16 protein-coding genes and 1 pseudogene are annotated in these 22,074 nt (G+C 56.5%); 11 read left to right on the forward strand and 6 right to left on the reverse strand.

Annotated features, from left to right (window positions below):
• Nucleotides 1-8: 8 nt before the first annotated feature.
• Nucleotides 9-665 carry a DUF3540 domain-containing protein gene (locus ACVIGA_RS42645; protein ID WP_456671028.1) on the forward strand — a complete coding sequence of 219 codons (657 nt, stop codon included), beginning with the start codon at nt 9-11 and terminating at the stop codon, nt 663-665.
• A gap of 3 nt (nt 666-668) precedes the next feature.
• Nucleotides 669-2,441 (forward strand): tetratricopeptide repeat protein, encoded by a 1,773-nt coding sequence (locus tag ACVIGA_RS42650; RefSeq protein ID WP_166217360.1) that lies wholly within the window; start codon nt 669-671, stop codon nt 2,439-2,441.
• Nucleotides 2,442-2,948: 507 nt separating this feature from the next.
• On the opposite strand, the gene ACVIGA_RS42655 is transcribed toward ACVIGA_RS42650, so the two are convergent.
• The 3 genes and pseudogenes from ACVIGA_RS42655 to ACVIGA_RS42665 all read right to left on the reverse strand — a co-directional run bounded on the left by ACVIGA_RS42655 (nt 2,949) and on the right by ACVIGA_RS42665 (nt 4,299).
• Nucleotides 2,949-3,281, reverse strand: a complete 333-nt coding sequence (locus tag ACVIGA_RS42655) for a hypothetical protein (RefSeq protein ID WP_456671029.1) — start codon at nt 3,279-3,281, stop codon at nt 2,949-2,951.
• Nucleotides 3,278-3,904: pseudogene (locus tag ACVIGA_RS42660) on the reverse strand (IS3 family transposase); the annotation flags it as partial. The pseudogene ACVIGA_RS42660 and the gene ACVIGA_RS42655, both read right to left, overlap by 4 nt.
• Nucleotides 3,880-4,299: a helix-turn-helix domain-containing protein gene (locus tag ACVIGA_RS42665; RefSeq protein ID WP_456671030.1), complete on the reverse strand. Its 420-nt coding sequence runs from the start codon at nt 4,297-4,299 to the stop codon at nt 3,880-3,882. The pseudogene ACVIGA_RS42660 and the gene ACVIGA_RS42665, both read right to left, overlap by 25 nt.
• 347 nt (nt 4,300-4,646) lie before the next feature.
• Here ACVIGA_RS42665 and ACVIGA_RS42670 point away from each other — a divergent pair, with 347 nt between their 5' ends.
• The 5 genes from ACVIGA_RS42670 to ACVIGA_RS42690 all read left to right on the forward strand — a co-directional run bounded on the left by ACVIGA_RS42670 (nt 4,647) and on the right by ACVIGA_RS42690 (nt 12,262).
• Nucleotides 4,647-5,483: an ImmA/IrrE family metallo-endopeptidase gene (locus tag ACVIGA_RS42670; RefSeq protein WP_456671031.1), complete on the forward strand. Its 837-nt coding sequence runs from the start codon at nt 4,647-4,649 to the stop codon at nt 5,481-5,483.
• 68 nt (nt 5,484-5,551) lie between these two features.
• Nucleotides 5,552-5,836: a hypothetical protein gene (locus tag ACVIGA_RS42675; protein ID WP_456671032.1), complete on the forward strand. Its 285-nt coding sequence runs from the start codon at nt 5,552-5,554 to the stop codon at nt 5,834-5,836.
• A gap of 742 nt (nt 5,837-6,578) precedes the next feature.
• Nucleotides 6,579-10,322, forward strand: a complete 3,744-nt coding sequence (locus tag ACVIGA_RS42680) for a CHAT domain-containing protein (RefSeq protein ID WP_456671033.1) — start codon at nt 6,579-6,581, stop codon at nt 10,320-10,322.
• A gap of 75 nt (nt 10,323-10,397) precedes the next feature.
• Nucleotides 10,398-11,144 (forward strand): hypothetical protein, encoded by a 747-nt coding sequence (locus ACVIGA_RS42685; RefSeq protein WP_456671034.1) that lies wholly within the window; start codon nt 10,398-10,400, stop codon nt 11,142-11,144.
• Entirely contained in the window at nt 11,141-12,262 is a 1,122-nt protein-coding gene (locus tag ACVIGA_RS42690; protein WP_456671035.1) for a hypothetical protein, read from the forward strand. Before ACVIGA_RS42685 ends, ACVIGA_RS42690 begins: the two co-directional genes overlap by 4 nt.
• Before the next feature lie 310 nt (nt 12,263-12,572).
• Here the strand turns inward: ACVIGA_RS42690 and ACVIGA_RS42695 are convergent, their stop codons facing one another.
• Both ACVIGA_RS42695 and ACVIGA_RS42700 read right to left on the reverse strand, forming a co-directional pair.
• A complete protein-coding gene (locus ACVIGA_RS42695; RefSeq protein ID WP_456671036.1) occupies nt 12,573-13,184 on the reverse strand; it encodes a C39 family peptidase in 612 nt (203 codons plus the stop codon).
• 360 nt (nt 13,185-13,544) lie between these two features.
• Nucleotides 13,545-15,710 (reverse strand): hypothetical protein, encoded by a 2,166-nt coding sequence (locus tag ACVIGA_RS42700; RefSeq protein WP_456671037.1) that lies wholly within the window; start codon nt 15,708-15,710, stop codon nt 13,545-13,547.
• 386 nt (nt 15,711-16,096) lie between these two features.
• On the opposite strand from ACVIGA_RS42700, the gene ACVIGA_RS42705 reads away from it, so the two are divergent.
• Complete coding sequence (locus ACVIGA_RS42705) at nt 16,097-18,316, forward strand: DUF2235 domain-containing protein (RefSeq protein WP_456671038.1); 2,220 nt, start codon at nt 16,097-16,099, stop codon at nt 18,314-18,316.
• Nucleotides 18,317-18,439: 123 nt separating this feature from the next.
• On the opposite strand, the gene ACVIGA_RS42710 is transcribed toward ACVIGA_RS42705, so the two are convergent.
• A complete protein-coding gene (locus ACVIGA_RS42710) occupies nt 18,440-18,934 on the reverse strand; it encodes a hypothetical protein (RefSeq protein ID WP_456671039.1) in 495 nt (164 codons plus the stop codon).
• Between the two features lie 180 nt (nt 18,935-19,114).
• Between ACVIGA_RS42710 and istA the strand changes: the two genes are divergently transcribed.
• The 3 genes from istA (at nt 19,115) to ACVIGA_RS42725 (ending at nt 22,008) form a co-directional block, all read left to right on the forward strand.
• A complete protein-coding gene (gene istA / locus ACVIGA_RS42715) occupies nt 19,115-20,614 on the forward strand; it encodes an IS21 family transposase (RefSeq protein ID WP_166309211.1) in 1,500 nt (499 codons plus the stop codon).
• On the forward strand, nt 20,614-21,477 hold the full coding sequence (istB, locus tag ACVIGA_RS42720; protein ID WP_166107168.1) for an IS21-like element helper ATPase IstB: 864 nt from the start codon (nt 20,614-20,616) through the stop codon (nt 21,475-21,477). Before istA ends, istB begins: the two co-directional genes overlap by 1 nt.
• Before the next feature lie 270 nt (nt 21,478-21,747).
• On the forward strand, nt 21,748-22,008 hold the full coding sequence (locus ACVIGA_RS42725) for a WGR domain-containing protein (RefSeq protein ID WP_456671040.1): 261 nt from the start codon (nt 21,748-21,750) through the stop codon (nt 22,006-22,008).
• The last annotated feature ends 66 nt before the right edge of the window (nt 22,009-22,074 follow it).

Genomic DNA, 22,074 nt, shown 5'->3' on the forward strand with positions numbered 1-22,074 from the left:
GAGCAGGAATGACGATGACGATCCGCGCCACAAACACCGACATCTTGGCGATGGCCGCGCGCGTGCTTGAATCCGGACATCACACAGCTCGTATCGTGTCTGTCAGCGACGATGGCGCTGCGGCGGAGGTTGAAATCGCCGGCGATCATCACACGGCGACAGTGGCTGTTGGCTGCCTAGTGCGGCCTATTCCACAGGATATGGTGCTGCTCTTCACCGACGGGGAGCAAGCCTTCGTCGTGACCGTACTCGAGCGGACGGCTTCCAATGGTGGCGTGGTCGGTCTACCCGGAGGGCGCAACATATCGATAGAGGGCGAAACCATCACTCTCGCCACACGCCAGCGCCTGTCCTTGCGCGCCGACAGTATCGATCTGCAGACCAAGCTGTTTGCCGTGCTTGCGGACAAGGGCACCTGGATCGGCAAGCTCTACACGTTGATCGCGGACCACGTCAGATGCTCGGCGCGTATCCAGGAAGCAAGCGCCGAGTCGCTTACGATAAAAGCGGTCGCGCGCGTCGCGGTGATCGAGCGGATCGACTCATTGCAAACCGAGACCCAGGCCATTAGGGTCACCGGCATTGCTTCCGAGATGGCCCACAGCAAAGTCATCGCGGTGAGCGAGGATCTCCGCCTCGACGGCAAACGCGTCACGGTTGCATAGCGCATGCTGTCCACTGGCATGCCGGCTCCGACCCGGCAAGACCGGGTTAGAACGGCCCAAGAGTTCATTGCGGCCGGCCGCCTCGAGGAAGCGGAGGCACTGCTGGAGGGGGTCGTCGCCACGGGCGATCCCGATACACTCAATGCAAGGGCGGCTTTGGCGCTTGCGCGGCGACGGACCGAGTTCGCATTCGAGATGCTAGCGGAAGCGGCGACCATCTACCCCGAACACGCGGGCCTCACCACCAATCTCGGCATCGCCCACGAATTGCTCGGACGCACTGAGGAGGCGATGGTCTGCCTCGAACGCGCAGCCGCTCTCGCCCCGCACAACGATGAGATCAAGCTCGCGCTCGCTCATGCCCTGCTGAGCTGCGGCAAGGTTACGGAAGCCCGCGCGATGACGGAGATCGTTGTCATACACGAGCCTGGGAATGCGCGGGCCCTCCTCCAACTCGGCGCCATCGAGTTCGCCCTGGGCAACAGTTCGTCGGCTGAGGCCGTCCTGCTTCGTGCGCTTGAGATTGTTCCGGACGACCCCGATGCGCTCGGCAACTTGTCGGTGCTCATGCTTGAACGCGGTCGCTTCGACGAGGCGCTCAGCCTTGCCGAACGCGCGCATTTGCGTGCCCCTCTCGATACAGCCAGGCTCCTGCATCTGGCTTATTGCCGCGCCGCAACTGGGCTGTGGCCGCAAGCAGAGGCCACTTGCAAGAAGTTGCTCGCCTATGCGCCGGCTCATGTTGGCGCCCGCGAAATCTTGGCCCGCGTTACGATTGCCATGGGTGAGGTGGACCGAGGCATTGCGCAACTGACGCAATTCGTTCGCGCTCGCAAATCTGATCCTTCCGCCGCGCTTGCCCTAGCACGTGTCCTGCAGTTCGTTGGCCGCTTTGATGAATCTCTCAACCTTGTTAGCCACGTCGTGCACACGCGCCCTGAGAATGAAGCAGCGAAGGCTCTACTGACGACGCTTGAACTGACGATCGGTCGCTACCCAACGCCCGAGCCGATCGCCTCGGCGCCTGTAACGCGGATAGCCGTACCGCCGACGACGAGCGCCCTCGAATTCGTGGCGCTCGTTCGTCTCTTGCGTCGGCTGGCGAGCCAGCAGGACGTGCATGTGGTCGCGGAGCCACGTTACCAAGCTCTTCTTACCAGTCTCGCTGAGCAGGTCATTTCCGACGAGCTGACGCTCGAGCGCTCAGCTATGCCGCTGCAATCATTATTGCGCGTTCTGCCGATCGATGCCAGCAACATTGCCGATGGGATTCCCTACCTACGCCCTGAAGCCGACCTATCTGCCAAATGGCGTGATGCCTTGGCTGTGTTCGCAAGGCCTTTGGTAGGCATCGTGTGGGAGAGTGGGGCTCTCGGCCTATCGATGGAACAGGTCGCCGCCGTGATCCCTCACGGCGTCACGCTGGTCAGTTTGGTGACCGAGGCGCAACGGCACGACATGAAGCGATGGAGTCTTCCGATCGATGCTGGTGTGCATATCGAGTGTCCCGCCGAATTGATCGCAGCGATCGTCAATCTCGACGCCGTGGTCGGGCCCGACAGCTTCGCCGTCCATATCGCCGGAGCGCTCGGCGTTCCCGGCGTGGTCTTCGTGCCGCGCGGCTATCCCTGGTATTGGGCTCAGGCAGACGGTAAGCCACTGTGGTACCCATCGTTCGAAGTCGTCGTGCAGGAGCGACTAGGTGACTGGGCTGGGGCAATCAATGAAGGCCGGCGTCGGCTTGAGGCACTGCTGCGCGCGTCAACGAGTGATTGAGTAGCGTGCTCTCACGACCACATCTGGAAGGCTGCGGTATCTTCGAGGCTGGGGATCGTGAAGTCCGCTCAAAAGTGCTAGAGCGACCGGATTGGCGATTGGACTTTCCGGTCGAGGTCGACCTCACCGATCTGCCTGATCCGCGCCACCGGACCGGTCACTTGACTCGCACCTAACACGCGCGTCGCGGACGCATCCTTCCGTCAGGTTGCCGACGGCGACTACAAAACGACACATTTGCTAATGTAGCGATCACTTGATCGCGCTCGACAGTATCTCAAACATGATCTGCCGGTCGACGCATTGCCATTGCGGAAGGGCGGATACGCCCGCTCTTATTGAACGTTCCGTCTCTGGCGCGGGCAGACTTGCCGCCCATGAGAACGTCTCTATCTAGAAATCCCCGGTCCGGCTTGATCTGGCCAGACTCGGAGGAGAATCTGATGACCCCCTTTACAATATCAACCGGGTCGACGGGCCGCAGATGTCGCGCAGACGTTCGACATCTTACTGCAGCTGCTCGGCCGGGTTCTTGATCGCCTGCTTCATCCATCGTCGCTGATCAACACACGCGGTGACGGCTATCGGCTTGGAGAAGAGCCGCGCCGGCCCATTTGCTCGGCGGAGAAGAAGACGGTACTGATGAACCCCAGAACGAGACCATCGAGGCTCGGGAATGACTTGTGAACAGAGCTGGTCCCGGTTGTTTGGACAGCGCCCCGCGAAAATTAAGTGGATTCCTGCCGGGTTATGCTGAACGCGGGGCTTTACGATTTTGCTGTGGCGTCGGGAGGGCGCAAGCCCGACCAGAGCCGCAGCAAAATCGTTGGCGACGATCATGCGGCCGTCACCATCGTTTGCGCGCCGAAGTAAGCCTCGTCGGGCGTGCGTTCGTCAAGGCTCGAGTGAGGACGTCCTCGATTGTAGAACGCCAGATATTTGGAAATCGATGCTCGCGCCTCGAGCACGCTGTCGTAAGCACGCAGATAGACTTCCTCGTATTTGACAGTGCGCCACAGCCGCTCGACGAACACGTCGTCGCGCCAGGCACCCTTGCCGTCCATGCTGATGGCGATGTTCGCGTCCAGCAGCACGCCGGTGAAGTCGAGGCTGGTGAACTGGCTACCCTGATCCGTGTTGAAGAAGATCTCGGGCCTGCCGTGCTTCGCCAACGCCTCCTGGAGCGCTTCGACGCAGAATATCGTCTCCATCGTGATCGATACGCGATGGACCAATACCCTTCGGCTGAACACATCGACGACCGCCGCGAGGTAAACGAATCCACGTCGCATCGGAATGTAGCTGATGTCCATTGCCCAGACCTGGTTCGGCCGCTCGATCTTCAATCCGCGCAATAGGTACGGGTAGATCTTGTGGCCCGGTGCGGGCTTGCTCGTGTTCGGACGGCGATAGATCGCCTCGATCCCCATGCGCTTCATCAGCGTCGCGACGTGGCGGCGGCCAGGCCCCCATCGATGTCGAACGACATCGCGTTGACGGCGTCGGCAAACCGCAACGCCTCGGTTCCCGAGGCTAGCGACTGGGCCTCGACCCGCACGCGGTCAGGACGCTGGTCGTCGAGACTCTTCTGCTGAATGGCCTTCAGTCCATCGAAGAACTTCAGGACCTCCTCAGCGAACTTGGGATCGTCGAACACATCGGGATTGTCGTAGCCCAGCGCCTTGGCCAGGGCGCGCCGCGAGGTGATGTTGACGGTCTTGCCTGCTTCGAAGCGCTGCACCGTCCTGATGTCGACGGAGGCGCTGGCGGCCAGGGCTTCCTGGGACAGGTGCTGGGCGTCCCGGATGCAGCGGACCCAGAAGCCAAGCATTTTCGGGTCAATGAGGGGGGTGTTCATGTCGGTCTCCTTTGACCCGAACGATAAGCCGACGATCTCTGGGCGAACACGGCAGAATGCCGACAGTTGCCCGCCACTCCAGCTAAGAAGCTGATAATACTTGCAGTTTTCTATCGAACAACGGAATCCGCCATTGACCTCCCAGCTTGACGGCTTATCTTGAGGTTGGGATCGGGAATGCTCGATCGGCACAGGGCTCCGGTGAACATCGGGGCCCTTTGCATTCTACGGACGGCAAACTGCGGCAGCATGCACACAGCCTGAACGTTTTTTTAGGCGCATGCTGCTGAAAGTTGTGCCTGCCGCTTGACGGTCAGGTTAGAATCTTCCTCGGGGAAGCAAAGACGATGGCGAAGAGTGTAAAGGCCCTGATCAACCCGGCCATGCTTGCGTGGGCCCGGGCGCAGGCCGGGTTTAGCCCGGACGAGGCTGCACGCCGTTTGCACATCGACGAGGAGCGACTGAATGCGTTTGAGCAGGGCGGCGAGGCGCCGACCTTCGCCAAACTCCTGGACATTGCGGACCTCTACAAGCGCCCGGTAAGCCTGTTCTATCTCAAGACGCCGCCCAAGGGCTGGCAGCCCATTCAGGACTTCCGCCGCCTGCCTGGCGTTGACGAGGGATTCTCTCCGCAGCTCAACTACGTGATCCGCTTGGCGCGAGAGCGCCGCGAAATTGCGATGACCGTGCGAGACGAGTTGAGCCTGCCGGTGCAACCGTTCGAGCTGAAGGCAACGCTGAAGACAGATGTCGAACAGCTCGGTGGGCAAATCCGCGAATACCTGGGCGTTACCGAAGCCAAGCAACAGCGATTTGGTCGCAAGGCCTTCGATAACTGGCGCATAGCTGTGGAGGCCAAAGACATCCTTGTCTTCGTCGTGCCGCGGCTGAAGATCAAGGAAATGCGCGGCACGGCCCTCGCCGAGCAGACCATGCCGGTGATCCTGATCAACGGCAAAGATCGCGGCAACGGCCGCGTGTTCACACTGCTACACGAATTCTGCCACCTGGCGTTAAGGCAAAGCGGCGTCAGCAACATGGGTGGCGATCGCAATGACGCCCCTCACCCCGATGTCGAGAAGTTCTGTAATGCAGTCGCAGCCGCGACGCTGATGCCGCGCGACTGGTTGCTGCGCGAAACGTTGGTTAGTCACCACAAGATTCAACATATACGCGCGCGCTAAAGAGAGTCGTCCCTCATGGGGTGACCTAGTGGTGCCGTGGAGACACACCCACACTAAGGAAAATAGCAGTGCGAGAGTTTGCGATTGATCAACTCGGCCTTGCGACGACGCTGCGCCAGATCAGCTTTGCCCGTAGAATGAATGCGAAGCAATGGATCTTGCTAGACGCTTTGGCCAACTTTCGATTTCCGCTCAGCGTCGGCGAATGGAGCGATCCGGACGTGATCGCTCTCTTTGAAAATGGCCTAGTTTCGTCCGGTATGATCGAAGACGGTGCCGTAACGACCTGGGCCGCAACCGATGCGGGAACAAATTTGGTGCGACTTCGTGCCGAGAACTCCCTAATTTGGTAGCGGCGCCCGCCGATGCTTAGCGCGGAAGCCAAAGGTGCACGCGCCTTGTATATCGGGGCTATGGTAACGCTTTGTGCTGTTGCGATGCCAACGCAGTTCTGGCATCGCCGGCCATCGGGGTTTGGTATCGGGCGTGGGTCCTTCCCGGCCCCCTCCCCCCTACGGTACAAGCGCGCCCCGAAGTATCACTAGCCGCAGATCTCAGATTCTGGGTTGACACGGTTGACAGGTTGACACGCGGCTCTCTTGGGTTCGGTCGGTCGGAAGACTCGGTGCTCTTGCCGATCTAGGGCTTTCCCCAAGCACTTCTCGGTGGAGGGAGAGAATCTAGAAAAAAATTTGCTCCTCTGCTGCGGCTGAGGTGCTCTCGCTAGGGGAGAGGGTTGCTCCGCGGGGGTTCGCCGAGGCCTTCTCCGTCGGCGATATCTATGCTCGAATCCTCTTGGGCCCACTTTTAGGCGCCAGCGGCCATTTCGCATCGCTGATTCCTACCTTCCAACTAGCCTCGGGCCAGAAAAAGCCAACCGACTTCCGAATGCACTCCACGTGAGGTTCGTCAAGTCGTGCAAAAGGCGCTTTGCAGAGCATGGTGCCGAGGCAGGCTGTTGAAGAAGGGCAGGCCTTAGGATCAAACGCCCAAATTCTTAGTGGCGCCTTCGCACCCGCAGTAAGACTTAGAATGACAGCTGGTTAAAGAATAGATATATCTAATCACAACCAAAGGTTCAGCGGAGCGGCAGCGATGCTGAGGCAACTCATTAATTCGTTCGTTTTGCTAATAATCTTAATTGCGGCGGCATCTAGCTCGCCCCACGCACAAACGTTAGGCTCGCCATTCGACTTTGGCGCCGACGACAGTTCCCTCGCCGGAATTGGATACTCACTAAGCGCCCAAGGCCGCTACTCTGAAGCCGAACCATATTTGCGGGGATCCCTCGCAATTCGTGAGAGAAAATCAGGTCCCGAACATCCCGCCGTCGCCGAAAGCCTGGCATACCTTGGGGGCGCCCTCATTATGCAAGGCCGCTTCTCCGATGCCGAGCCGTTCTTCCGCCGAGCTCTCGCTATCCGGGAAAAGGCGTTCGGCCCGGACAGCCCTCTAGCCGCCGAAAGTCTCGCGGGGCTTGGTGTGGCGATCAATAGGCAGAACCGCTCAGTAGAGGCGGAACCATATTTGCGGCGGGCGATCGCGATCCAGGAAAAGGCGGTGGGTCTCGAAAGTCCCCCTGTTGCTGAGAGCCTTGTATACCTCGGGAGCGCCCTCATTATGCAAGGCCGCTTCTCCGACGCCGAGCCGCTTTTCCGCCGGTCTCTCGCCATCCGGGAAAAGGCATTCGGCCCGGACAGCCCCGCAGCCGCCGAAAGCCTCACCGGGCTTGGTGTGGCGATCAATAGGCAGAACCGCTCACCAGAGGCAGAATCATATTTGCGGCGGGCAATCGGGATCCAGGAAAAGGCGTTGGGCCTCGAAAGTCCCCCTGTTGCTGAGAGCCTTGTATACCTCGGGGGCGGTCTCATTATGCAGGGCCGCTTCTCCGATGCCGAGCCGCTCTTCCGGCGATCTCTCGCTATCCGGGAAAAGGCATTCGGCCCAGATAGCCCCGCAGCCGCCGAAAGTCTCGCCGTGCTTGGTGCGGCGATCAGCAAGCAGAGCCGCTCCGTAGAGGCAGAATCATATTTGCGGCGAGCGGTTTCGATTCAAGAGAAAGCGTTCGGCAATGATAGCCCGCAGGTTGCCGAGAGCCTTGTATATCTCGGGACCGCCGTTATGGGTCAAGGACGCTTCTCCAATGCCGAGCCGTTCTTCCGTCGATCTCTCGTCATACGCGAAAGAGTATTCGGGTCCGACAGTCCGGCGGTTGCCGAAAGTCTCGTTGGCCTCGGTCTGGCACTCAACGGACAGAATCGCACCAACGAATCCGAACCATACCTGCGGCGGTCGATCGAGATCGTGACTAAGGCGCTCGGTCCAGATAACCCTATGGTTGCCGAGTCTGACTTGTATCTTGGGTCTGCCCTCGACGCCCAGGGAAAGTTTGCAGAAGCTGAACCGCTTTTCCAAGAATCAATTGCTATCCGCGAAAAAACATTCGGCGCCGACAGCTTCCTGACAGCTCAAAGCCTCTTGGCTTTCGGACAATTCCTTCTTGGCCAAAACCGCTTCGCTGACGCCGAACAATACCTAAGGCGATCGATTGAAATCAACGAGAAAGCGTATGGGCTGGAAAGTCCAATAGTCGCCGACAGTGTCGAATGGTTTGCGAGGTCGATATATAGCGAGGGACGCTTCGATGAAGCCCAATCGCTTTATAGAAGGGCCTTAGCGCTTCGAGAGAAGGGGCTTGCAAACGACAGCCCCGCAGTTGGCGAGAGTTTAAGAGACCTTGGTACACTCTTGTCTGGCCAACACCAATATTCGGAAGCGGAGTCTCTTCTAAGAAGAGCAGCTCAGATATATGAGAACGCTTTTGGAGCCAACTCTTTGCAGCTCGGACAGGTTCTAAGTCTGTTAGGAACGACGCTAGCCGAAGAACAAAAATACAGCGAAGCGGAGACCTCTCTTAAGCGCGCGACCGAGATAGATGAAAGTGTACTAGCGACTAATGATCGACGAAGATCACGAACCCTCGGTTACCTCGCGAAGCTTTACTACCGACAACATCAATATGATAAATCTGGACCACTATATGAACAAGCACTCCGAATCCTGCTAGAAGCACATGGGATTCAAAACGTAGACTTACAGAGCGATCTTGCTCCGAGTTTGACGAACATTGATGATGTTGAAGTAATCACAGCTGTCACAGATTTAGCTGGAAACCGCTATCGATCTGACCGGGCTCTTGCAGCACTCACTCTCATCCGATGCGCATCGGAACTCGAGATATCTCGTCTTCGTAAAGCCGATAGGCTGCTTGCTCTATCAAACAGCGACGAACGACGAAATTATACCGAAATTTTTCGCTTACATTTGTCGATCCTTGCTGCAGCGCAAGCAGCTCAAAGCGATCAATCATCGGAATCAATATCCAAGGAGGCTTTTTATATCGCTCAATTTGTGAACTCGAATAGTCCCGCAAGCTCTGTTTCCAGCTTCACTGCGCGACTGGCTGCGGGTTCTGATGAACTGAGCAAGATCGCACGAAGGCGCGAAGATTTACTTGCGCGGTGGCGCTCACAGGACGCGGCAAGATTAAAAGCAGCGGTGCAGCCCGGCCAGTCCAGCATTAGTTTCGAACAATTTCAGCGCGAGATTGATAACCTTGATAGTCAGCTAGACCAACTCGACTCTCGCTTACGAAAGGAATTTCCGCGCTTCGCAGAGCTCGTGATACCGGAGGCAGTCTCGGTATCCACGGTCCAAAGCTGGCTCGGGGCCGATGAGGCGCTCGTACTCTGGGTATTGGGATCAGATGAAAGTTTTGTTCTTGTGGTTCGGAAAGACCGTTCGGCCTTTCGCGTTGCGAGCATCACGCGCGATCAGGTAAGCCAATCGGTCAGAACTTTGCGTGAGTCACTTGATCCACCGAACGGCCACCTGTTTGTAGAGCTACCGCCTCTCGATCTCGAATTAGCCTATCGGCTCTACAGCCAACTGCTCGGCCCAGCCGATAGCTTGATAAGCGATGCCAGGAGCCTGATATTAATAGCGGATGGGGCGCTGCAAAGCTTGCCACCGGCTGTACTAGTCAGTTCACCGCCGAAAGGCCCAGTCACATCTCTCGCCGACTATAAGTCCGCAGATTGGCTTGTGCGGCGCCATGCACTGACTACGTCACTGGCCGCTTCCTCATTTGTTGCTCTTCGGCAATTTTACAATGCGCAGCGTGCTGCAAAACCATTCGTGGGCTTTGGCGATCCCGATTTCCGTACCCACGCTGGCACGGAGAGTTTCTCTCAACTACCCGAGACCGCGGACGAGTTGCGGGCCGAAGCCTTGGAAGTCCAGGCGGATGTCGGCTCAAGTGTCCACCTTGGCTCGGCAGCCACGGTCTCAAAAGTGACGGGGACGGATCTCTCGGACGTCAAGATTGTGAGCTTTGCCACGCACGGCATTCTGGGCAACGGCGGTCTTTCGGAGCCAGCATTGGCACTGTCTCCGGAAAATGATGATGGGCTGCTCCGAGCATCCGACATATCCCGACTAAGGTTGAACGCCGATTTCGTTGTACTTAGCGCTTGCAACACCGCGGTCCCGGATGAGGCACACGTTTCCTTAGGCGTCTCTTCGCTCGCTACATCGTTCATCTATGCTGGAGCGCGGTCTATTCTGGTTTCGCAATGGGAAGTAAATTCACGCGCGGCCGCTCAGATAACAACGGTCACCTTTCGCTTCCTTTCCTCCAATCCGGGAATCGGTCGAGCGACAGCGCTTCAACAAGCGATGCTTTCTATGATCGATAGCGCAAGCGCCACATCTGCAGACATGCACCCGTACTTTTGGGCGCCGTTCGTACTTATGGGCGAAGGCGGAGCTGGCCGCTAACGCTTTCAAAATTAGTTTGACGGAACTCTCCAAGTTGGAAAGACAACATCCGCGAGAGCCGAAGGAGCAGGAGACATGAGAGCTGTGTTGATCCTAGCAATCTTATTAGGGTTTAGCGAAAGGGTCGCAGGCCAATCTCTTTCCCTTTCGGGGCCGACGAATTTTTACGAGGCTTACCTCGATGAACCTCAGACTAGGACACGCGCCGGCCTGGTTGGGCATGTAATTGTTGGCATTCGACTTGGCGACATACCTCAGCCGTTTCTTGCGCGAGACATCGCAGTACACACTGGGCAACACCAGGACGGGTTGGAAAACGTTTGTCTCAGATTTCTTTCAAGGGACGGGCGCTATTTTGCCCGCGGCGTGTACGGACTTGCTCCAAATAGCGGCCCTTCATCTTTGGTGAAGTTTCATACACAGTACGCTAACAGACTGGATGCGTATGCCACCAACGACATCGCCATTTCTGCCTTTTACAGCAACGACTGCAACGAATCGACGGCGGGCTATCGGTTTGCGACTTCTCAGGACGCGTCGGCAAATGCAGAAAGCGTAGTCGTCCAACTCCGCGCCGGAGACGCAAGATTGACAGCCCAGTTGGGCCGCAACAATGCGCCGAGCGGGATAGCTGTCTTATGTCACCCCACAACCACCACTGGCCCAACCATTGGGTTCACGCATGAATGCGTGCTGCCATTCCCGGCCAGTACCACTAGCGGAGTTTACGAGTTAAGAATTGGTGAAACCGGCTCGGATGGAGGTATTAAAGTGAAAACCTATTCGATGGTTCTGCAGTCACGCACTGAGGGACCTCAATGAGCCCAAAGTGGCTTCGCTCGAAATTGCATGCTGATCGAATCGTAAGCATCCTTCGAATTGCAACCACCGCCATCGTTGTTGCAATTTGCTTCTATTTGTTGATCTTTCATCCCTCGGCTCCCACCATTGCGGTAATAAATGCGACAACCGAGGCTGTTTCCTTCGATGTTGCAGTGCCTGAAATCGTACAGGTTCGCCTGGACGGCTTCGCGCTCTACTATCAAGACCCTGACTCAGAAATTAACCTCTTCAATGATCGTACGCCCGTCAAACGAGATGGATTATGCCTCACCGGAATTCTCGAACCGCAACCGAACACGCGTGTTACTTATAAGCGGTTTGGAAAAGGCCCCCTCAACATTCTATTTGAACGAAGCGATGGAAAGCCGGCGGCTTCCTTCGAGCTGAACGACGCAAAAATAGCGAGTGTAGCAGCTAGCTCCTCCTGGATTCGCCTTGAGGGGCAAAGCAGTCAAGAAGAAGGTAGCAAGGTTAGCAAGCAATGCGAGGGTAAGTCACTGACCCGTCTTCCTATATACGGTATCGCTTCTCTTGGCACTGAAATGCGACCTGTGGGGCGCGGCAATGAACCGAGCGCTGGACTACTTGTCGAGGGCACAATAAACGTGTTCGCAGAGACTCTGGATTTCGGCCTGATCACACAGGGGGCCACGCGAATCTATCCAGCGAGCGATTCCAACATTACCTTGCCGCCTGGCTCTAGAGTTTCTGAGTATAGTAGCGAGGGGAAGCCTCGTCATCCTTGGTATGGCTTCATAGAAGCCGATGTTGATCGAATGCTGCATGTGGCGCTAACAACGCCATCTATCAATCTTTCGATACAACGACCCGGAATTGGCACGCGTCCGGAAGTAATTTCTGTCAGCTTATTTACTCAACTATGGCACGACCCGGCCCTAGTCTCTCTACAAATAATCGCCGCTTTTATGTTCTCGGCTCTCCATCTCATAGGTACTACGCTGTCATCCTTTGCCGGGGGGCAGCGACGTGAGGCTTCCAAGATTCAGCGAGGAGCAAACGCCGCGATCGGACGTTTGTCGAAGCGAATAAGGATCCAGCGGAATCGTCTGTCGAGACACGCAGATGGCGCTGAGTAGACTCAAAAGAAATGCAGAGACAACTAGATCAAAGTTGCTTGTTGCTCTTTGCGTTAATAAGCTTCAACCAATCTAGACTCGGCAAGACGCAAACGGCTCGTTCTTATCCGTTCCAGGACTTGGCAGCAGCCCTCGGAAGCGGACCGATTACGCGGCAGGGCGCTGCGGTCTGCCTTAGTTTCGGTCCTCAATTGTACAACGCGCGTATCCTAGTCCTCTCACATCAAGAGGATTGCAGTGTCGGCTCCGCCTCTCCCCTTTTCTTTGCGCTTCGTGAGAGTAGCACACATTGCCGCGCGCGGATGGCGTCCTAGTCGATCGCAACTTTCGCCAGAAATGTTGTATTCATCGCTTCTGTTGGGGTCAGAGCACGAAGATTCGGATTGCCAGGCCAGGGATCTTGAATGATAAGCTCATTCAGTTCGCCGAAAATCCCATTGCTTGAATATGTCATGCCGATCAGTAAAGTTGCGTGTCCCATTGCCCCCAATATCAGCGGATTACCCGCTTCCAGTTCTTGCGCAGCTTGGGCCACGGCATCGGGGCGACCAAACTGAAATTGCGAGTCCCATAAAACATCGCAATCAGCGTCAAAATCCCTTTGCCGATCATCTGTCCAAGTGCCGTCGATTGCTTGGGCTATTTGCGGCCCGATTGCAGCGCGACAAATGTCGCCACTGAAAATCTTCTCAACGATGCGGTGTTGGGCCACGGAATATCCGTGGAATGCGAAAACGGCCTCAATGCAAGCGGCCCAGCACCATTCCTCGCACTCTTGCCGCGCGCTCCCCACTTTGACGGTCACCCCAACTGAGCACCGACGGAAATTGGGGAAGTCCGTGCAAACCAAACCTGCTCTCGCAGGCCTAGAAAGTCCCAACACTCCACTCGCAACTGCGATAAAATGCCTCCGAGAAATCATTTGCTCCTCCTCCGCCTGCGGCTGAGCAATTCACGAACTGTAAATAATGAACAATCTCGGGTAGCATCATGCCACCCCATCTGCAACTAGGTAGAGTGGGCTTGCCATCACATATGCCGGGTCAACATACAGTCCGGTGGCAGTGCGGGAAGCCGGTGGTAGTGTCTTGCAGATCTAATAGGGCTAAGGCCCAACCAATTCGTCGACGACCCCCCACTGCGGAGATCGACATCTCCATGCCGATCGACGGTACTACGTCAGCAACTAGGCGTGTTCGCGTATTGAACATTATGGCACTGCTGGAAAGGTGGTCCGTACTCTTCGAGAGCGGTCGACGAAGCACTCCAGCTACGAAAATGTTCAGGTCGCCTCTTGCGACTGAGCGACTTCAGCGAACGTCGCGAACTCCGGCGCAACATCGCTTAATTGAGCAATATATGTGGCATAGTCCGACGAATTCCGATGCACAAATCCCATTTGCGGAACAATGTCGCTCAGTCGCCGCAAAACAACGGGGGCGGTGGCCGGAATGAAGTGCACGCCGCCAGGATTTGCTAGCGTAAGCATCAGTCCGCGGGCAATGCCAACGTGGTCCGGGCGAGTCACCATAATTAGACGGAGGGCCCCCTTGTCAACGGTCACCAAATTCATGAATGGCCTCCCGTCGGGTATATGCACCTGTCCGATCTGAGAATGACTGCTGTCGGGCCGATTGCGCTCCTCGAATACAAGGCAAGCGCGCTTATCGTCCCAACGGATCGAGATCTCATAAGCGTTCACGACCGCCGCGTTGGTGAACGTAGGCCGGAAACAAACGTAGCGCCCCTCAAGGTCCGCGATACTGTCGCGGCTATAACTTCCTAGTTCCCTCGACGCGCCCCGCGGCCCCATCCGCCCGGTGCCTCCGCTAGGTATTTCAACTGGCTGATCAGTAGCGCCGGCGACTCCTAGTCTTGCCTTCGTCAAGAAAGAGCGTGATGGATCAAACATCGTGACCGTTTGGCTCGAACGGATAGATCGTGGAAAGATCGCGAGTACGATCGCTCCCAACACAAACCCTGCGACGCCTAACGATGTAAGCAGCTTGGTAAGGTTCGGAGTCCCCTGAATTCTCTCCAAGAACTCACCGCTTAAAAGCTGAGTTACTAGAAGCGTTGTAACTACAAATGTCGCCGCATTCAGAACTCCCCCCAGGAGGGCCAACCGAAGCCAGTTCGAGTTCTGCCTACCAAGGTGGGCACACATCAGCCCGATCGAGAAAGTGCAAACAAAAGGTAGAAGAACAAATGGCCATCGATCAGAAAATTCGGAAAGGGATTGAGCTAGGGAAACACTCCCCGTGTTGAGTAAGTCCGGCACTAATGGCCAACCGATGCGCAGCACGATACACAGCCCAACCACGACGAGCGCCGCAATTGTGAGTTCCGCCAGAGGCGGAAACTGCGAGACATTTTCCTCCTCTCGACGAATGAATCGTTGGGCTACCGCCGTGCCTGCGATAACGGCCATCCCCAATTGGATCGCCATCAGCACAGAGTACATAAAGGTCTGGCTGAACGGTTGCTTTCCCGGCACCGCGATAGACATAAATAGGAAGAGAACAATGATCACCAATATCGAGGCAACCCACTGATCGCGACCGAACGCGGGAGAGTGATCGCGCGGATTGAGACCCATGCTCGAAAGGCGTTTGCGCCGCCGATTCTCAGTCACCTCAAGATAGAGCACCCATCTCGCGATCAATCTGCAGATCGTCAATGATAGATCTTGGATACTCTTCTTGAGCGCCTCTTCCATTGCTCGTGTCGGCCTTGACGACGTGAAGCAAGCGAGACCATTCTCCATGAGACTGTCGTAGAGACCAAGCGACTGCTCCACGGCCCTCTCGTTGAGCCGCATTATGCGTGTGTAGGTAGATCGTCCGCTAATATTCGTTGGGAACGGCAGCGGCGTGCCAGCATTATCCGGCATGATGAACAGCCAATAAAGTGATACTGCACGAGTAAAGCGGGATGCCAGCGACCCGTCATTGGTGAGACAAAGAGCATTCTCACCAATGTTCAGTGTGATCTCGCGCGAGACGTTCTCAATAAGAGTTCGGTCCATGAGCTGCAGTTGGCCGTGTGCCAACTCTACAGCGAGTTGTTCCGCTTCGGCGGGAATTGCAGCTAGCTGGATGCAAAACTGCCGAGCACCCGTATCAATCCTTCCCACAAGCTTAAACTGCGATGCCACCGTAATAACTAGAAAACCGATTACAGGAAGAGATGGGCTTAACCACTCATTGGCTTTGAGCGATTGGGCGATGGGGATCCCATCAAAGCCATAACCGCCCGCGCTAACGAGTATGATGACCAAGAGCCAAAGGCCGATCAGCAACGCGTAGTAGAATAAGACCCCTGTATAGAAGAGGAGAAATGTCGTTCCCGTTCGATTTGTGGGAGGTCTACTAAAACGAATTAGTGCGACGACAAACAACAAGAGACCAGATGCGATCCACAATCCATGATTGACGACCGTGTGCATGGGCCACTCCTTAAAATATGAACTACTAACGAATAATTTTAGATCCTTCTTTCAAGCCTGCCGAACCTCGGAACAGCAACTATCGCTCCGATCAGGCACCAAAACGATCAACAACAATAGCAACGCGCCAGCGAACCAACTGTAAGCTATTTCATATCCAACCATTGGTTGCACGAAATATCAATCCGGTATACTCTAACGTTCTGGACGTTCGACAGTCCGGCTCCACCAGGGATGCCCATCGCGGCGCCCTGAATGCTCGTGCCTGGCAACTTCGCCACTCCTAAGTTCGATCGCTTGAGCGTTCAGCGAACTTCATCCATCACGCGCTTTTTCAAATCCATTTGGCGACGCGAATTGTTTTTCGGCCTTTTAAGGTCCAACCGATGGCCAAGAGAATTATTGTTCTTTCAGACGGTACTGGTAACTCTTCGGCGGCGATTTGGCGGACGAATGTCTGGCGAATTTTTGAGGCGCTTGACCTGTCCCAATCAGATCAAGTTGCGTTTTACGATGATGGGGTTGGTACCTCGAGCTTTAAGCCGCTAGCAATTCTTGGCGGTGCGTTTGGCTACGGGCTAAAGCGAAACGTCATCGATATTTACAAGTTCGTTTGCCGGAACTACCACGACGACGACGACGAGATCTTCGGTTTTGGTTTCAGCCGCGGTGCGTTTACCATCCGCGTGGTAGTTGGGCTTATCCTCGACCAAGGACTTGTTCAGGCGAGCAACGAGCTCGAACTTGACCACCTGGCAAGGGCCTCATTTGAGGATTACCGACGACGCAAGTACCACACCGTATGGTGGGAGATGTTTCACAAGGACTACAATATCCCTCCTCCAACGGCGGCAGCTAGCAATAGACGGATAGAGGGCATTCGTTTTTTGGGGCTATGGGACACCGTTGCGGCCTACGGATTGCCCGTTGATGAAATGACACGGGGGGTTAGTAAGTGGATCTGGCCACTTGAACTGCCAAGTCGTGTGCTTGATCAACGAGTGCAGCGAGCTTGCCACGCTCTCGCGCTGGACGATGAACGAACGACGTTTCATCCTGTCTTGTGGGACGAGCCCACGCAGCGACCGATCGCTGACGAAAGGCGCAATGTATCAAGCGAAAGGATCAGTCAAGTCTGGTTCTCTGGGATGCACTCTAACGTAGGCGGCGGATATCCGGACGATTCGCTGGCGCATATCCCCCAGTACTGGATTATGAGAGAGGCGGTAAAGTGCGGATTGCGATTTAAGTCAGCACCCGATGCCGACCCTGACAGCCTTCTTAATACAAAATCCGGCAGGGACAAGGATGGTCGCCTTTACGATTCCCGCAGTGGTCTTGGCAGTTACTACCGTTATGGACCACGAAGTCTTGCCGAGCTTTGCAACGAGAAGTTCTCAAACCGCCCAGGCGACGGGGTCTTTATTCAGACGCCCAAAATTCACGAGAGTGTATTTAAGCGTATCGAGAACAACGCTCATCCTTGCGCTCCGCTTGGTATTCCAGCCAACTATGAGGTCGTCACCGATTCGGGCGACATTCTTGCTTTTGATAGCAATCCCTATGAATCAATCAGCGCGAGTCAAGCGCGAGCAAAAAGTCAGGAAGCCGTTTGGAATAAGATCTGGCTCCGTCGTATAGTGTATTTTCTGACTGTTTTGACTTCCGCGGCACTTGTTATTTTTCCGTTGCTGAAGAGCCTTCCGGCGTCCGATGAATTTTCAAGTCCGGTGCGATGGCTCTCTGATCTAGTCCGACTAGCTGGCTCGTTTCTGCCGTCCTCCGCAAAGCCATGGTTGAACGGATATGCGCGAAGTCCTCTCACTTTCATTTCCATCATTACTCTTTTAGCGGCGCTGTCGGCGCTCAGCGCACGACTATCAGCGTTTATCAAGAGCGATATGAGCGCGATCTGGCAAAACTCTGTGGTGGGACGCCTTGCGGTCAGCGGACCTTCAGAAAGCTGGATATATCAGCTGCGAAAAAGCGGGCCATATGTATCCGCGAAGCGCTTTTGGAAATTTCAGCTCGGACCAGGATTGTCCGCGCTCTTTTTTGTTTACGCGGGTGTAATGCTAGCGAACCATCTTGCCTATATTGCCCTTGATGACGCAGGATTTGCTTGCAGTGGATCCGCAGCCTCCAGCATGGCCAGAGGAGAAAAGCGCACGCTGGTTTTTGACTCTTCGTCTATTTGCGCCGCGACAGGCGTTCTCCTACAGGAAGGTGGTCGATACGCAATTTCGGTGAAGGCGCACGAACCCCATTGGTACGACGGTGACATCCAAACTAGTCCGGCTGGATTCTACAGCCTTGACGCACCGACCGTCTGGCAAAAGGGACTTATGGTGCTCGCGCTCCCCATGCGTCGCGAACTAATAAGACCCTGGTTTCGTATTGTTGCGCGCATCGGTAGCGTCGGCGGCGAAGAAAGCTTCCTGGACCCTGACCCAAAAGACCATTCCATCGATGAGGTCTTACATGCAACGCGCGATGGAGAGCTATTTCTCTTCGTCAATGATTCGGTAGTTGGAATTCCGGGTTTGGCAGGCATCTTCTACTTCAACAATAGAGGAACGGCCGACATAACGATATCTCGTCGATGAAGATCGGAAGAGGCTTGCGCAGGTAAAGGCCGAGAGCACACGCCTCGTCTGGGAACCTGTTTCGAGCTTGACTCGCCCGGATTACACTACGATCGCATATCCGTTGTTATGGAACATCGCGCATTAGAGGGCGCTCTCCGCAGCCAGATTTGGACACGCCTCATTCAGGACCTGACGGTAGATCGAAATTTTCTGTTCGCTTGTCATACCCGAGCGTCTCGTCATGGCGGATGGAGACGGCACAGCATGCAATCTGATCGACCTACCTTGCAGCTCGAGTGTTCGTGACCTGGGCATCCGACCCGAGATACCAGAAACCTTGATCACCCGCTCACGAGCCATGTATCGGCACGTCTCGCGCTCTGCTCGCCCGCCCGTAAAGATGACGTGTTCGATTGTTTGGTGCTCACTAAGCACGGTCTTGAAATCCGAGGGCTCGATAAGCCTTAAGTCACTATCTAGCGCCGAACCTGCTCGGGTTCGAGAATAGTTCTCGAAGATGTCGTGCATCCAGATGCGACGGGCCATCAGAAAATCAATCATCTTCTGACGCTTGATTTCGGAGGTCAGTCCATCAAACTGAAGGCCAGTTATCGCCGGCAAGATCTTCAGCCACAACTCGTTGTCTCCCGATCCGTAGTAAAAATGAACATCAGCAAGAGGCTTTCGGCCCAGATCCAACACACGTGTGTTTCGGCATGGAATAAGGACCCCGTTTCGGGGTGATCGGCATCCAATCGGGACCCCGGGATAAGGGTCCACAGTGGCTTCCATCGAGTCATGGAAGCCGAGGTTGGGATGCTGGTGGTGGAGACGATTGGTAAGATCCGTCGCGCCTACTTTGTTGATGGTCGTCCGATCAAGGCGATCTGCCGAGAACTTGGCGTATCGCGGAAGGTGGTTCGCAAGGTCATTCGTTCTCAAGCGACGGAGTTCCGGTACGAGCGCGAGACGCAGCCGCTCCCGAAGATGGGTGCCTGGAGTGCCGAGCTTGATCGGTTGCTGGCAGGGAATGAGAGCAAGGCGGCGCGGGAACGGCTGACGCTGATCCGGCTATTCGAGGAACTCCGCGGCCTGGGTTATGCCGGCGGCTATGATGCGGTTCGTCGATACGCCCGACGGTGGACCAAGGAACGCGGCACCTCGACAGCGTCGGCTTATGTGCCGCTGAGCTTTGCACCAGGCGAAGCCTACCAGTTCGACTGGAGCCACGAGGTGGTCCTGCTGAGCGGCACCACGGTGATGGTGAAGGCTGCTCATGTTCGGCTCTGTCACAGTCGCATGCTGTTCGTGCGGGCCTATCCGCGGGAGACGCAGGAGATGGTGTTCGACGCCCACGACCGGGCATTCGCCCTGTTCAAAGGCACCTGCACCCGCGGCATCTACGACAACATGAAGACCGCGGTGGAGACGATCTTTGTCGGTAAAGGCCGTCTCTACAATCGCCGCTTCCTGCAGATGTGCAGCCACTATCTGGTCGATCCGGTCGCCTGTACGCCAGCGTCGGGCTGGGAGAAGGGGCAGGTCGAGAACCAGGTCGGGCTGGTCCGGGAGCGCTTCTTCACGCCGCGGCTGCGGTTCAAAAACCTCGACGAGTTAAACGCCTGGCTGCTCGACAAGTGCATCGCCTACGCCAAGGCTCATCGCCATCCGGAGCTGGTCGATCAGACGATCTGGGACGTGTTCGAAGCCGAACGCCCCAAACTCGTTCCCTATGCCGGCCGCTTCGACGGCTTCCATGCGGTGACAGCATCGGTCTCGAAGACCTGCCTGGTGCGCTTCGACAACAACAAGTACTCGGTCGCAGCCAGTGCAGTCGGACGACCGGTCGAGGTTCAAGCCTATGCCGATCGCATCGTGATCCGTCAGGATGGACGTATCGTTGCCGAGCACCCGCGATCCTTTGGCCGCGGCGATACCGTCTACGACCCCTGGCATTATGTGCCGGTGCTCGCCCGCAAACCCGGCGCCTTGCGCAACGGTGCTCCCTTCAAAGACTGGGTGCTGCCGGCCGCGATCGAGCGGATCCGGCGCAAGCTGGCCAGCACCGACGATGGCAATCGGCAGATGGTCGACATCCTCACCGCGGTGCTGACTGACGGTCTGTCCGCGGTGGAAGCGGCTTGTGCCGAAGCGCTCAGTCACAGCGTCCATTCCGCCGATGTCGTTCTCAATATCCTGGCCCGTCAACGTGAACCCGCCCCACCGGCCAACATCATGACGCCGGCCGCACTGACGCTCCGTCATGCACCGATCGCCGATTGTGCCCGCTACGACAACCTCCGGAGGACCATCTGATGGAACGAACCCAAATCTTCGACCTCATGGGCGAACTTAAGCTCTACGGCATGAAGGCTGCCTTCGACGAGATCATGGCAACTGCCGTCAAGCGCCAGCACGAGCCTCAACGCATTGTCGGCGACCTGCTCAACGCCGAGATCAACGAGAAGCAAGCCAGGTCGATCAAATACCAGCTCACCATTGCAAAGCTGCCGCTCGCCAAGGACATCGCCGACTTCCAGTTCGACGGCACGCCGATCAATCAGACTCTCGTCAATGATCTCGCTGGCGGCGGCTTCATCGCCCAACAACGCAACGTCGTGCTGGTTGGCGGCACCGGTACAGGCAAAACCCACCTGGCGATTGCCATCGCCAGAAGTTGCATCCGCGATGGCGCCAGAGGACGCTTCTACAACGTCGTCGACCTCGTCAACCGGCTCGAGACCGAGACCCGCAACGGTCGGCAGGGACGGCTCGCCGAGCATCTGACCCGCATGGACTTCATCGTTCTCGACGAGCTGGGCTATCTGCCGTTCGCGCAATCCGGCGGTCAGCTCCTGTTCCATCTCATCAGCCGGCTCTACGAGCGCACCTCCATCATTGTCACCACCAATCTTGCGTTCGGCGAATGGCCCAGTGTGTTCGGTGATGCCAAAATGACCACCGCGCTACTCGACCGATTGACCCATCACTGCGACATCGTCGAGACCGGCAACGACAGCTGGCGATTCAAAAGCCGCGACGATGTTCAAACAACCCGCGCTCGCGCCGTCTCCGCAACCCCGACCAGCTCCGACGACCCGAGCGCTACCAGCAGAGCACGCCGATCAAAGGGGTCCCTTTTGGATGCCGATAGGGGGTCCCAGTCGAACGCCGATTGACAAGCAGGCAAGGCTATGAGAACCGTAGGAACCTTTGAATTAGGAGCCGATCTCTTGCGGGCGGCCGTGTGATCAGGACTGGCGCAATTGCAAGCTAGGCATTGCGACGCGCGCGTCCCGATGGCGACGTCTCCATCGAGTAGAGATTCAACCCTGCAATAGGACGGGTCGGAGTGTCCGGCGCAGACTTATCGATAAAATGAATCGATCTGCCCGGTCGATTCATAAAACTCATTGGACGCCGCTTCCCTCGGAAGCGAGAATCTGTCCGTGCCGAAACCCGAACCAGAACCGCTTCATCTGCGCCGCATCGATGCCGCGCGCAATATGCGTCGGTTTTATGCGCTGTCCACGCAGCCCACCTTGTTCGGAGAAATGTCGCTGATCCGCAATTGGGGCCGGATCGGCACGAGTGGCAAGACCATGGTGCAGACCTTCGGTGGTAGTGCGGAGGCGATCAAAGCCTTCGTACGCCTGGAGCGCGCCAAGCGGCGGCGCGGTTACGCTGTCGCGGACGAAAAACTGTCATAGTCTGGCGATTTTTCGGGGACTACGGCTCTGCCTGTGATGCCGGCTCTATCTGTTCCACGGCTTTGA

Source organism: Bradyrhizobium sp. USDA 3240, assembly GCF_054063295.1.